Source organism: uncultured Pseudoxanthomonas sp. (assembly GCF_947498795.1).
Classification (GTDB): Bacteria; Pseudomonadota; Gammaproteobacteria; order Xanthomonadales; family Xanthomonadaceae; genus Pseudoxanthomonas_A.
Genome location: NZ_CANMLQ010000005.1, coordinates 259,205 through 271,749, shown reverse-complemented (window position 1 = coordinate 271,749; position 12,545 = coordinate 259,205). Strand labels below are relative to the sequence as shown.

General features: G+C 68.0%; 8 protein-coding genes. 7 read left to right on the top strand and 1 reads right to left on the bottom strand.

The window, feature by feature from the left end; all coding sequences use genetic code 11:
- Positions 1-5 precede the first annotated feature (5 nt).
- The gene (locus Q0907_RS13935; RefSeq protein ID WP_299345788.1) at positions 6-1,091 is read right to left on the bottom strand and encodes a glycerophosphodiester phosphodiesterase; all 1,086 of its coding nucleotides are present in this window, start codon (positions 1,089-1,091) and stop codon (positions 6-8) included.
- Between the two features lie 259 nt (positions 1,092-1,350).
- On the opposite strand from Q0907_RS13935, the gene Q0907_RS13930 reads away from it, so the two are divergent.
- From Q0907_RS13930 to Q0907_RS13900, 7 genes are all read left to right on the top strand, one after another.
- Positions 1,351-1,992 carry a DUF2170 family protein gene (locus tag Q0907_RS13930; RefSeq protein WP_296282163.1) on the top strand — a complete coding sequence of 214 codons (642 nt, stop codon included), beginning with the start codon at positions 1,351-1,353 and terminating at the stop codon, positions 1,990-1,992.
- Complete coding sequence (locus Q0907_RS13925; protein ID WP_299345784.1) at positions 1,992-2,654, top strand: PspA/IM30 family protein; 663 nt, start codon at positions 1,992-1,994, stop codon at positions 2,652-2,654. Before Q0907_RS13930 ends, Q0907_RS13925 begins: the two co-directional genes overlap by 1 nt.
- Before the next feature lie 16 nt (positions 2,655-2,670).
- Positions 2,671-3,306, top strand: a complete 636-nt coding sequence (locus tag Q0907_RS13920) for a hypothetical protein (protein ID WP_299345781.1) — start codon at positions 2,671-2,673, stop codon at positions 3,304-3,306.
- A gap of 30 nt (positions 3,307-3,336) precedes the next feature.
- Positions 3,337-5,310 carry a hypothetical protein gene (locus Q0907_RS13915; protein WP_299345778.1) on the top strand — a complete coding sequence of 658 codons (1,974 nt, stop codon included), beginning with the start codon at positions 3,337-3,339 and terminating at the stop codon, positions 5,308-5,310.
- 86 nt (positions 5,311-5,396) lie between these two features.
- Positions 5,397-10,721: a DNA repair ATPase gene (locus Q0907_RS13910; protein ID WP_299345776.1), complete on the top strand. Its 5,325-nt coding sequence runs from the start codon at positions 5,397-5,399 to the stop codon at positions 10,719-10,721.
- Positions 10,718-11,416: a hypothetical protein gene (locus Q0907_RS13905; RefSeq protein ID WP_299345774.1), complete on the top strand. Its 699-nt coding sequence runs from the start codon at positions 10,718-10,720 to the stop codon at positions 11,414-11,416. Before Q0907_RS13910 ends, Q0907_RS13905 begins: the two co-directional genes overlap by 4 nt.
- Complete coding sequence (locus Q0907_RS13900; protein WP_299345771.1) at positions 11,413-12,516, top strand: toxic anion resistance protein; 1,104 nt, start codon at positions 11,413-11,415, stop codon at positions 12,514-12,516. The genes Q0907_RS13905 and Q0907_RS13900 overlap by 4 nt, the downstream gene beginning before the upstream one ends.
- Positions 12,517-12,545 lie beyond the last annotated feature (29 nt).

Genomic DNA, 12,545 nt, shown 5'->3' with positions numbered 1-12,545 from the left:
ACGGCTCAGCGGGCGTCGACCGCTCGACGCCCCAGCGCCGGATCGTCGGTGAAGAAACCACCGATCCCCAGCGCGAGGTAGGCCCGGATCTCGGCGATGGAGCCCGCTTCACTGCGCGTGCGCGGCTCGTCGCCATGGCGCAGTGTCGCCGGCAGGAACTGGTTTTCCGGACGGAAGGTGTAGGGCCACACCTGCAGGCCTGCGCTACGGGCATCCGTCATCAACGCCGTCGGCACGCCCAGCGCACCCTCCTCGGTCACCGGGATCAGCAGACGTGCCCAGGGTCCGATGATGTCCGCGTAGCGTGCGATGTCCTTCAAACCTGCGGGCGTCATCAGGTCCGCGTAGCGGGTCGGCTTGCCCGCCGCCAGTGCATCGCCGGGCTGCGCGTCCGGCGCGCCCAACAGCTGCAACAGGCGGATGTTCCCCTGCGACGGTCCCAGGCGCGCACGCAATGCGCGCAGGTTGTCCTGCTCGAACGACTGGATCACCACGGGCGCGGCGCGCGTGTGGGCGTGCGCCGCCAGCGCGTCCAGCAGGCGCTCCTCCATCGGCAGGCCGATGCGCCGGAAGTGGCTGGGATGCTTGATCTCCGGAATCAGGCCGATGGTGCGTCGGCTACGCAGCGAGTGCTCCGACGCCAGCACGATGATCTCGTCCAGCGTCGCGATCTCGTAGCGGCCGTCGTGCGCCGTGCCGCGCAACGCGGGCAGGCGCTCGCGCGCACGCAGCGTCTTCAGCTCGGCCAGGGTGAAGTCTTCGGTGAACCATCCCTCGAACGTCTCGCCATCGATGACCTGCATGCGCCTGCGCGACGCGAACTCCGGCCGCTGCGCGACATCGGTCGTGCCGCCGATCTCGTTCTCGTGGCGTGCCACCAGCACGCCGTCACGCGTGGCGACCAGGTCCGGCTCGATGTAGTCGGCGCCATCGGCGATCGCACGCTCGTACGCGGCCAGCGTGTGCTCCGGCAGGAGCGCACTGGCACCGCGGTGGCCGATGACGAGGGGCTTTCCCGGCGTATCGCCGGCCATGGCAGACGGTAGCGGGGCGACGGCCATCAGCAGCGGGAGCAGATAGCGGAACGGCATGGTGGAATCCTCATGGCGACCAGCATGCCACGCATCATGCGTGGCCCGGACAGCACGAAGCCCGGCTTCCGCCAGGCTCCGGTGCAACGCGGGAGGAGAGAGATGCCTCGTTGCAGGGCGCATTCTGCGCGCCGCCTGTTACACGCAGACGACAGCCGCCACCGCCCGGTCATCTTGCCGGGACATCCTGCGTGACCACAACCGGACCGTGACGCACCGCCGCTTGACATCATTACATGTAATCAATAAACATCATTTCATGACAGCCTCGCACACCGCCATAAAGGCATCCACGCTGCACGTCCGCAACTACCGCGAACGCATGCGCGAGCAGGGGCTGGTCAAGAAGGACGTGTGGATCCGCCCGGAGTACGCCGAGGAACTGGCATCCATCGAGAAATCGATGCGGGAGGCCGAGCGGGAGTCCGGCATTCCCTACCTGCCGACCCAACCGGCGGAAGCGGGATGGACCGTGGCAGCGATCCGCCACGCACTGCAGCAGGCCAGCACCGTGCGCGATGGCCTGATCACCCTGGAGACCATCGAAGGCGCCGAACCCAGCCTGCACCTGGTGATGCACGAGTACGGCGACCTGTCGGTGTTCCTCGCGGTGGGGGGCGAGCAGATCCTGGTCGAAGCCTATCTGTGGCCGGTGGAGGACGTCACCGATGTGGCGGCGTTCAATGCGCACGTGCTCAGCACGCATGTGCTGCTTCCGCTTTCCACCATCGGCATGCAGCGCATCGGCGGCGTGGCGGGCTACACCATGTTCGGCGCGCTGGACACGCATTCCAGCCTGGCCAACGTGATGTTCGAGATCGAGACGCTCGCCGAGAACGCGATCAGCGCGACCGAGGCCTATCGCCCGTTCCTGCGTCCCGCCGCCAGGAAGAAGGCCTGATGCCCGATACGCTGAAAACCCTGTTCAAGCGCATCCAGGAAGGCATGGAAGGCCTGGCCGGCGCGGTGATGGGCGACCGCGCCGAACGGCTGCTGGACGAGGAAATCCGCGCCGTCGACGACGCCCTGCATGGCGCGCGCGGCGAGCACGCCGCCGCGAAGGCGCGCCGCGTGGCGAACGAGCAACACCAGGCTGCGCTGGCCACGCGCATCGGCGAGACCGAGGCCAAGGTGGAATCGGCGTTGCGGCAAGGGCGCACGACGCAGGCGCGCGCGGCGGCGGACGACGTGGTCCGCCTGCAGGCGCAACGCAGCCAGCGGCTGGAGGAGGGTCACGAGCTGGCCGCGCAGGAGCGCCAGTTCCAGCATGTCGTCGAGCAGCTCGAAGGCCGCCTGCGTCGCCTCAAGCACCAGCTCGACATCCTGCGCGCCTCCAACAGCCTGCAGCGCGCGCAGGCCACGGTGGCGAAGCGCCAGCCGGGCGACGCGCTGTACCCGGAACCTGCGTTCGCGTCGGCAGCACGCATGAAGCAACGCCGCGCGCCGGTCCAGGGGAGTGGATCGAGCGGACCGGGCAAGCGCACGAAGGCCGCCGGGGATCCTGCACAGGCCGTGCTGGACCGCGCCCGCAAACGCATCACTTCGTCCGCGCGCAAGCGCTGAAACAGGGGGAGCCACGATGAATGAGTTCCTGAACACCGTCTTGACCTTTCCCACGCTGGTGTACAGCGTGCTGCTCGCTTTCTGCACGGTGTACTGGTTGCTCGCCGCCACCGGCATGGTGGACATCGACGCCGTGGATGGCTGGCTGACGACCGACGGCGACACTGCCGAACCCAGCGTGGTCGCGGGCATGTTGGCGAAGCTTGGACTGTCCGGCGTACCGATGATGCTGGTACTCACGGTGCTGTCCTTCTTCGGCTGGCTGATCACCTACTTCGTGCACCTGTTCGTGCTCCAGCACATCCCCGACAGCCTCCGCTGGCTCGCCGGTGCCGGCACGCTGGTCGTGGCGCTGCTGCCGGGCGCCCTCGTGACCTCGCTGTTGCTGCGTCCCATCGCCGCCGTGATCACGCGACTGCGTCCGCCGGTGCCTCCGTCCGTGCTCGGCCGCACCGGCTCGGTGATCTCGCCGCATGCGGATGCGACCAGCGGACGCGCGCATTTCGACGACGGCGGCGCCGGCCTGATCCTGCAAATCCGCACGCTGCCGGGCGAGCGCCTGATGCGCGGCGACCGCGTCGTGCTCATCGAACACCTCGAACCCGACAACACGTACCGCGTCATGTCCGAAACCGCCTTCCACCAGCAGTAAACACCCGCGCCGTCTACAAGGAGTTCTGCAATGACCACTGCCTCGATCCTTCCCTTCGCCATCGGACTCGTCGTCCTGCTGGTGCTGGGTTTCGGCTTCATCGGCATCTTCAAGGCCTTCTACAAGAAGGTCGAACAGGGCACCGCGCTCATCGTCAACGACATGAGTTCGCAGCCGAAGGTGCATTTCACCGGCGCGCTGATCATCCCGGTGCTGTACAAGGCCGAGCTGATGAAGATCAGCCTGATCACCCTGCAGGTGGACCGTCGCGGCAAGGAAGGCCTGGTCTGCAAGGACAACATGCGCGCCGACATCGCGGTGGCGTTCTACCTGCGCGTCAACGAGACCCCCGGCGACGTGCTGCGCGTGGCCAAGGCGATCGGCGCCGACCGCGCCTCGGACAAGCATGCGGTGGATGAGCTGTTCAACGCCAAGTTCTCCGAGGCCCTGAAGACGGTGGGCAAGAAGTTCGACTTCACCGAGCTGTTCGACAAGCGCCAGGAGTTTCGCGACGAGATCGTCGCCGTCATCGGCCAGGACCTCAACGGCTACGTGCTCGAGGACGTCGCCATCGACTACCTGGAGCAGACGCCCAAGCACCTGCTGGACCCCAGCAACATCCTGGACGCAGAAGGCATCCGCAAGATCACCGAGCTGACCGCGCGCCAGAACGTGCATACCAACGAGCTGGAGCAGAACGAGAAGCTCGCCATCACCAAGAAGAACACCGAGGCACGGGAAGCGCTGCTGGCGCTGGAACGCCAGCAGGCCGAGGCGGAAGCCCGGCAGAAGCGCGAGGTCGAGACCGTGCGCGCACGCGAGGCGGCCGAAACCGCCAAGGTGATCGAAGAGCAGCGCCAGGTATCCGAGCGTGCGCGCCTGGAGACCGAAGAGCAGATCAAGATCCGCGAGCAGGAACAGCTGCGCCAGGTGGAAGTCGCCGAGCAGAACCGCCGCCGCGCCGTGGCGATCGAACTCGAGCGCGTCGCACGCGCCGAGCAGCTCGAGCGCGTGAACACCGACAAGGAGGTCCAGATGCAGCAGGTCGACCGCGACAAGGTCGTCGAGCAGGGCCGCATGGAAGTGGCGAACGTGGTGCGCGAGCGTACACAGATCGAGCAGACCGTCGCGGTGGCCGAAGAGAAGATCAAGGAGACCCGCGAGGTCGCCGAGGCCGATCGCGCCAAGCAGGTCACCGTGCTGGCCGCCGAGGCGGCCGCCCAGGAGACGCTGGTCAAGGACGTGAAGGCCGCCGAAGCCGCCGAACAGGCCGCGCGCCACCGCGCCGTCGAGATGACCGTGCTGGCCGAGGCGGAACTGCAGGCCGCCGGCAAGCAGGCCGAGGCCAAGCGCGTGCTGGCCGACGGCGTGCGCGCCGAAAGCGCTGCGCCGGGCCTGGCCGAAGCACAGGTGCAGGAAGCCAACGCCGTGGCCATGGAGAAGACCGGCCTGGCCGAAGCGCGCGTGCTGGAAGCCAAGGCCGACGCCACCTACAAGCAGGGCAACGCCGATGCACGCGTGCTGACCGAGCGCCTGACCGCCGAAGCCGAAGGTGCGCAGAAGCTGGGCCAGGCCAATGCCAGCGCGACGCAGGCGATGGGCGACGCCGAAGCCAGCAACATCGCCAAGAAGATGTCCGCCGAGGCCGAGGGCCTGACGTCCAAGTTCGATGCGATGGGCAAGATGAGCCCGGATGCGCGCAGCCACGAGGAGTTCCGCATGCTGCTGGAAACCCAGCTGCGCCAGCTGCTTGCGTCGATCGACGCCGGCAAGGCGATCTCGCGCGAGAACGCCGAAGTGCTGGCCGGCGCGCTGAAGAACGCCAACATCGAACTGATCGGTGGCGACGGTGGCGTGTTCAATGCGCTGACCAAGGGCATCTCGCTGGGCAAGGCGCTGGAAGGCATCGTTGGCGAGAGTCCCATCGCCTCGCAGCTGCTGGGTCGGCTGGCAGGCACGGGACTGCCGGCGGCCGGTCGCCAGGCAGAAGCCACCGACGCCTGACGCCCTGCCATGAGCCGGACCGGCGGCGCGTGCCGCCGGCCCCGATTTCCGCATCGACCGCCCAGGACGGGCGAGGATGAGGTCCGATGTCCGAGACGCCGAACACCGCCGTTCCCTCCACCGATACGCAGGTCGACCAGGCCGTGGCCCAGGGCGGCGCCTACGACGTGCTGCGCCGTCGCCTCGACGAACAGGGTGCGCGCCTGCGTACGCTCGTGGAAGCGCTGAACACGCGCCGCCTGCAGGAATTCGGCGACAGCCGCATGGAGGCCATCGGCCGCCTGCGCATCCGCACCGAGCACAATTCGGTCGGGCGCGACATCGTGCAGGTCGGCGACCTGCTGCTGTTCGGCTTCAACGTCTACATGGGCCTGAAGGCGACCACCTCGGTCGCCGACGTGTTCGGCATCTATCGCCTGGTGGAGACCGGCGACGGCTACGACGTGGCGCCCGTCGACATTGCGGCGACCTTCCTGGGCGACGACGCGTTCCAGCGCGATTTCAGCGAGCTGTACAGCTACTACAAGGACGCGCGGCTGCTGCAGTTGATCGTGCGCGACGGGCGCCTGCTGATGGCGTTCCAGATCGGCCTGAAGAACACCGACGTGCGGGTGTTCCGCTGGACGCTCACGGCCGAGGGCGAGGTGAACTACCTCGATGCGCGCGGCGAGCGCGACATCGTGCTGCCGCCTCCGTTCGATTTCGAATGGTCGCGCGCCACCAAGGACATGGAGGTCAGTGGCCGCCACCCGCACCTGAACATCCTCGACACCCTGTTCGTGGAGACCATCGGCGGCGACCTGACGCTGAAGGTGGAAAACAACACGGAGACCGGCGCCGGCGTCTACAGCGAACCGGTCGAGGACCGCACGCAGTCGCTGGACGACGCGCAGATCGAATTCGCGCGGGTCGGCTCGCTGATCCTGCTCAAGGTGCTGCCGTACCGCGAGGGCACGTGGCGCGGACTGGTCTACAACACGCAGACCGGCAAGGCGACCCGACTGGACGCCATCGTGCAGGCCTGCATCCAGCTGCCCGAGGACCACGGCATCATCTTCCCGGGCGGCTACTACCTGCAGAATGGCGAGCACAAGGCCTTCGACGCCGCCGTGCAGCACATGCAGTACAAGCGCACGATCCGTTCGCCGAACGGCGAAGACGTGATGTACATCTTCTACGAGCGCGAGACCGGCCAGGCCGCCCTGCTCGTCTACAACCTTGTGCAGCGCCGCCTGCAGCCGCCGGTGCTCGCGCACGGCTATGCGCGCCTGCACGACGGGCGCATGGTGCTGTTCCGCGCCGAGAACGACGACCCCACCCGCGTCCACCCGATGCAGGTATGGCAGACGCCCTTCACGTCCGACGAATTCGCCGCCACGCGTCCGGCCGGCACGTCGTTCATGGCGAAGCTCGGCAATGCCGAGCTGGTGCGCGCCGTGTCGAATCTGTTCGACCTCGCCCGCGAGATCGAGCGCCCGGACGTGTCCGCGCAGCGCTACCAGTTGCTGACGCACGGCACGCGACGCCTGTTCGACGTGCACCACTGGATCGACGATACGCAGTGCGATGGCCTGGCCACGCTGCTGCACGAGATCGCCGGCACCGGTGAGTCGGTGCTGGACGAGTACGAGAAGGTGCAGGAGATCCGGCGCCAGTCGGAAACGTCGATGGCGCAGGCGCAGCGCGACCATCGCGCCCTGCTCGGCCGCCTGCAGCCGGAGGGGTGGACCGGCATCGGCGAGTTCGTCGAGGCGCTGGGCGCGGTATCGCGCCTGCGCGGTCATCTGCTGACGCTGCGCGACTTCCGCTACATCGATACGGCGGCCATCGACGCGATGACGGCCGCGCTGCAGGAAGCGCATGAGCGTATCGGCACGGCGACCGGCCAGTTCCTCGCCGGCGAAAAAGCGCTCGCGCCGTTCCAGCAGCGCCTGCTGGAACTCGACGCACGCGCGCAGAAAGCCGCCAGCGCACGCGAACTGGCAGAAGCCATCGAGGCCATGCAGGGCATGGCCGGCGAGCTCGACATGCTGTCCGAACTGATGGCGACGCTGCGGGTGGACGACGCGACCCAGCGCACCCGCGTCGTCGACGCCCTGTCGGCCATCTACGCCCGCCTCAACCAGACCCGCGCACGCGCCACCCAGCGGCGCCGCGAACTCGGCTCCGCCGAAGCAGTGGCGCAGTTCGGCGCGCAGTTCACTCTCTTCAGCCAGGCCGTGAGCAATGCGCTGGCCATGGCCACCACGCCGGAGCGCGCCGACGAGCAGCTGTCGCGCCTGATGGTGCAGCTGGAGGAACTGGAGAGCCAGTTCGGCGAGCACGAACAGTTCCTCGGCGACATCCTGTCCAAGCGCGAGGAGATGCTGGACGCCTTCGAGGCGCACAAGCAGGCGCTGCTGGACGATCGGCAGCGCAAGGCGCAGTCGGTGCAGGAAGCCGCCAACCGCATCCTGGAGGGCCTCGGCCGGCGCACCGAGCGCTTCACCACGCCGGACGAACTCAACGCGTTCTTCGCCGGCGATGCGCTGATCCTGAAACTGCGCGAACTGGCCGGCCGCCTGCGCGAGCTGAAGGACTCGGTGAAGGCCGACGACATCGAAGCGCGCATCAAGGGCGCCCGCGACCAGGCCGTGCGCGGCCTGCGCGACCGCAGCGACCTGTTCGAAGACGCGGGCAACGTCATCCGCCTCGGACCGCGCCATCGTTTCAGCGTCAACACGCAACCCTTGGACCTGACGCTGATCCCGCGCGGCGACACGCTGGCCGTGCACCTGACCGGCACCGACTACCTGGCGCCGCTGCAGGAACCGGCGCTGGACGCCCTGCGCGACTACTGGAACGTCAGCCTCGAATCCGAATCGCCCTCGCTCTACCGCGGCGAGTACCTCGCATGCCGGCTGCTGGATGACGCGCTGGCGGGCGAGGCCGGGCTCAGCATGCAGGCGCTCGAACACGCACTGGCCGATCCCGAGGCACTCGACAGGATCGTCCGCGAGTACGCCGCGCAGCGTTATCGCGAAGGCTACGAGAAGGGCATCCACGACCATGATGCGGCCGCGATCCTGCGCGCGTTCCTCCCCCTGCGCAATGCCGCGGGCACCCTGCGGCACGCGCCGTCCGCGCGCGCGCTGGCGGTCGCCTGGTGGTGCCGCAGCGACGCCGTGCCGCAGGAAACGATCGAGCGCATCCGCGCCGCCCGCGCGATCGATGCGCTGTCGCCGGCGGGCCGCGCCATGGCGACGCTGCGCGACGACCTGGCGGCCACGCTCGCCGAGTGGATCCAGCGCGATGCGCTGCCCTTCGCCAGGACGGACACGAAGGCGGCCGCCACGTTCCTGATGGACACTGTCACCACGGCGACACCGACCTTCCGCTTCACCCACTACGCCGACGCGCTGGTGTCCGCCTTCCGCGCACGCCTGACCGACGACGCGGGTGGTGCCGTCCTCGCCAGCGCACTGCAACGGCTGGAGGCGAAGCCCGCCGCGGCGTGGTCGCTGCTGCGGCAGGCGCTCGAAGCGTTGGCCGCCCTGCCCGACCATGCCCCTCTCGCCGCCTACGTGCCGGAAGCGATTGCGCTGCTGCGGCACGGACCGCAGCTGACGCACGTGGTCGAACACGTCACGCTGATGGCCACCGTCGACGGCCTGCTGGGCGAGCACGCGCGCATCCGCGAGGGACGGCTGGCGCTGGCAGTGGACGACCTGCCGGCCCGCTTCGCCACGCACCGCGAGCACTTCGTGCCGGCATGGCAGCGGTACCAGGCATTGCGCGGCGAAGTGGCGCAGCGGGAACGCGCGGCGATGCGCCTGTCCGAGTTCAAGGCGCGCCCGCTGACCTCGTTCGTGCGCAACAGGCTGATCAACGACGTCTACCTGCCCGTAATCGGCGACAACCTCGCCAAGCAGATGGGCACCGTCGGCGAGAGCAAGCGCAGCGACCTGATGGGCTTGCTGATGATGATTTCGCCTCCCGGCTACGGCAAGACCACGTTGATGGAGTACGTGGGACACCGGCTGGGGCTGGTCTTCATGAAGATCAACGGACCGGCGCTCGGCCACGAGGTGCGCTCGCTGGATCCCGCGCAGGCCCCGGATGCGACCTCGCGGCAGGAGCTCGAGAAGCTCAACCTCGCGCTGGAGATGGGCAACAACGTGATGCTGTACCTGGACGACATCCAGCACACGCATCCGGAATTCCTGCAGAAGTTCATCTCGCTCTGCGACGGCACGCGCCGCATCGAGGGCGTGTGGCGCGGCAAGACCAAGACCTACGACATGCGCGGGCGCAAGTTCGCGGTGGTGATGGCGGGCAATCCTTACACGGAGTCGGGCGAAGTCTTCAAGATTCCCGACATGCTGGCCAACCGCGCCGATATCTACAACCTCGGCGACGTGCTCGGCGGAATGGAAGACGCTTTCCTGCTGAGCTACGTGGAGAACTGCCTGACATCGAACCCGGTGCTCGCGCCGCTCGCCACTCGCGACCTGGCCGATCTCTACCTGCTGGTCGACAAGGCGCGCGGCAAGGACGTCAGCACCAACCAGCTGTCGCATGCCTACAGCGGCGCGGAGATCGGCGAGATCGTCGCCGTGCTGCAGCGGCTGCTGACCGTGCGTGACGTGGTCTACCGCGTCAACCAGCAGTACATCGCCAGCGCCGCGCAGGCGGACAAGTACCGGGTGGAACCACCGTTCCGGCTGCAGGGCAGCTACCGCAACATGAACAAGCTGGCGGAGAAGATTTCCCCGGTCATGAACGCTGCCGAGCTGCAGCAGCTGATTTCCGACCACTATCTCGGCGAGGCGCAGTTGCTGACCACCGGGGCCGAAGAGAACCTGCTCAAGCTCAGCGAGTTGCGCAGCATGCTGACCGGCGAAGAACAGGCGCGCTGGAACCAGATCAAGGCGGACTTCCTGCGCAACAAGGCGATGGGCGCAGACGATGCGGATGTCGGCGGTCGCGTGGTCGCACAGCTGGCCGACATCGCCGTCGGCCTGCAGCGGATGAGCGAACCCGCGCCGGTGGAAGTGGCTGCACCTGCGCCCTGGGAAGCCTTGCTCTCCGCCCTGCACGCCCTGCGCATGCCGGAGACCGCCACGCCGGTCACGCCCGCCCCCGCAGCGGCGGTCGTGGACACAGCGCCGGTACTTCAGGCGCTGCAGCAGACGATGGTGCGGCAGGACCAGCTCAACGCCGCCCTCGTCGCGCTGGCGCAGGCGATGCGCAGTAACGTGGCGGCCCCCGTGCCTGCCGGTGCGCGCAAGGCCAAGCCGAGATCGCCGCGTGAAGCGGAATTCGACCAGGTGATCGCCAGCCTCGCCTTCAAGGAAGAGCGTCCGACGCCCACGCTGGACGTATCGCCGTCGACATCCGGCGAGGATGAAGAAGGGGAGCCGCGGAGGTGAGCCTGCCGCCTTCCACCGACGCCGACACCATCGGCGTCGCCGAACACGCCGCCGCGATCCGTGCGTTGGCGCAGGCCGGCGCGGGCGACCTGCAGGCGACGTTGCGCGACCTGCGCACGGTGCTGCTGTCCGCCGATCCGCGCGCGTTGCGCCGTAGCGTCGGCTTCTGGGGCCGGCTGATCGGCCGCGACATCCGCCTGGCCGCCGAGGCACGGTCCTTGCGCGAGCGCAGCGGCATCCTGCTGCGGCAGGCCGGCTTCGAAGCCTCCCGCTTGCACCGACAGCATGAGACGCTGGCCGCGCATGCGCAGCAACTGCGTGATGCATGCGCGCGCCTGCAACGCGAGATCGACGACCTGGCGCGCCAGCAGGCCGCGGATGACTCGCACGCGGGGACGTCGCGGCTCGCGCACCTCATCACCCTGCGCAGCGCCTACGAGATCACCGCCAGCCAGCTGGACCTGGTCGCCGCCAACGCACTCGCCATCGCCGAGCGCCACGCGCAGCAATTGCCCCTGCTGACCGTGCTGCTCGACCAGCAGCTCGGTGTCGCCGCCGGTGCCGACCACGGAATGCAGCTATCCTCCGCCACGCGGACGATAGAAGCGCTGGAAGCCCACATCGAACACCTGCCCGCCCCGTCTGCCACGCAGACAGCGGTCGCGCAGCGAACCCTACCCAAGGAGGCCACATGACGACGACCCCATCCGAACAGACGCTGGTGCCCGCGGCGCTGTCGCCGCAGTTGCTGACCGACCTGGGCCTGGAAAGCGCCGACATCCCGCGCATCCAGGAGGCGACCAAGGCGCTGCAGGACATCGCGCCCGGCAACCTGCACACCTATGGCCGTGAAGCGACCACCAAGACCAGCGCCTTCAGCACGCAGTTGCTGGACAAGGTCCGCAATGCCGACCTCGACAGCAGCGGCGACAAGCTGGGCGAAGTCGTGCGCATCGCGCGCTCGCTGAATCTCGAGTCCTTCCATGGCCGCTCCAAGCTGCCGATCCTGGGACCGCTGATCGACAGGATGCGCGCGACCAAGGACGACCTGGTCCAGCGCTACAGCTCCACCAACCGCCAGATCGACCAGCTGATGGGCGACGTGGGCAAGACCCAGCAGATCCAGCAGCAGCGCGTACGCGAGTACGACCAGATGCACGACATCGTGCTGGACGAGCGTCGCGAACTCGGCGTGCACGTAGCCGCCGGCCGCGTCCGCATCGCCGAACTGGAAGCGGAGCTGGCGACGCTGGCGGGCAAGGAGGATCAGGAATCCCGTACGCGCCGCGCCGCCCTGGACACCGCGCTGCGCCTGATCGACAAGCGCGTGTCCGACCTGCAGGTACTGCAGCACGCGGCGGACCAGACGCTGCCGATGATCCGCCTGATCCAGGCCAATGCCATCCAGCTGATCGAGAAGTTCAGCGCCGTGCGCGACATCACCATCCCGATGTGGCGCAACCAGTTCGCTATCCAGCTGTCGCTGGCCGACCAGCGCAACGCGGTGGAACTGGCCAACGCCATCGACGACGCCAGCAACGAATTGATGCGCAAGAACGCCGAGCTGGTGCATGCGACCGCCGTCGGCACCGCACGCGCCAACCAGCGCTCGGTGATCGACATCGAGACCCTGCGCACCGTCAACGAAACCCTGATCCGGACGGTGGAGGAAGTCCGCGAGATACACCGCGAAGGCATGGCCAAGCGGAAGCAGCTGTCCACCGAGCTGGTGGACATGCGCGAAGATCTGGAAAAGCGATTGGCGCTGCCGACGGCGGGCACCGCAGCTTCCTGATCGCAAGTTCGCGTCTTACCAAACAGAAA

Bases quoted from the DNA above. Each gene is read 5' to 3' on its own strand.
- Q0907_RS13910 (WP_299345776.1), top strand. From the start codon at position 5,397: ATGTCCGAGACGCCGAACACCGCCGTTCCCTCCACCGATACGCAGGTC.
- Q0907_RS13930 (WP_296282163.1), top strand. From the start codon at position 1,351: ATGACAGCCTCGCACACCGCCATAAAGGCATCCACGCTGCACGTCCGC.
- Q0907_RS13915 (WP_299345778.1), top strand. From the start codon at position 3,337: ATGACCACTGCCTCGATCCTTCCCTTCGCCATCGGACTCGTCGTCCTG.
- Q0907_RS13900 (WP_299345771.1), top strand. From the start codon at position 11,413: ATGACGACGACCCCATCCGAACAGACGCTGGTGCCCGCGGCGCTGTCG.
- Q0907_RS13920 (WP_299345781.1), top strand. From the start codon at position 2,671: ATGAATGAGTTCCTGAACACCGTCTTGACCTTTCCCACGCTGGTGTAC.
- Q0907_RS13935 (WP_299345788.1), bottom strand. From the start codon at position 1,091: ATGCCGTTCCGCTATCTGCTCCCGCTGCTGATGGCCGTCGCCCCGCTA.
- Q0907_RS13925 (WP_299345784.1), top strand. From the start codon at position 1,992: ATGCCCGATACGCTGAAAACCCTGTTCAAGCGCATCCAGGAAGGCATG.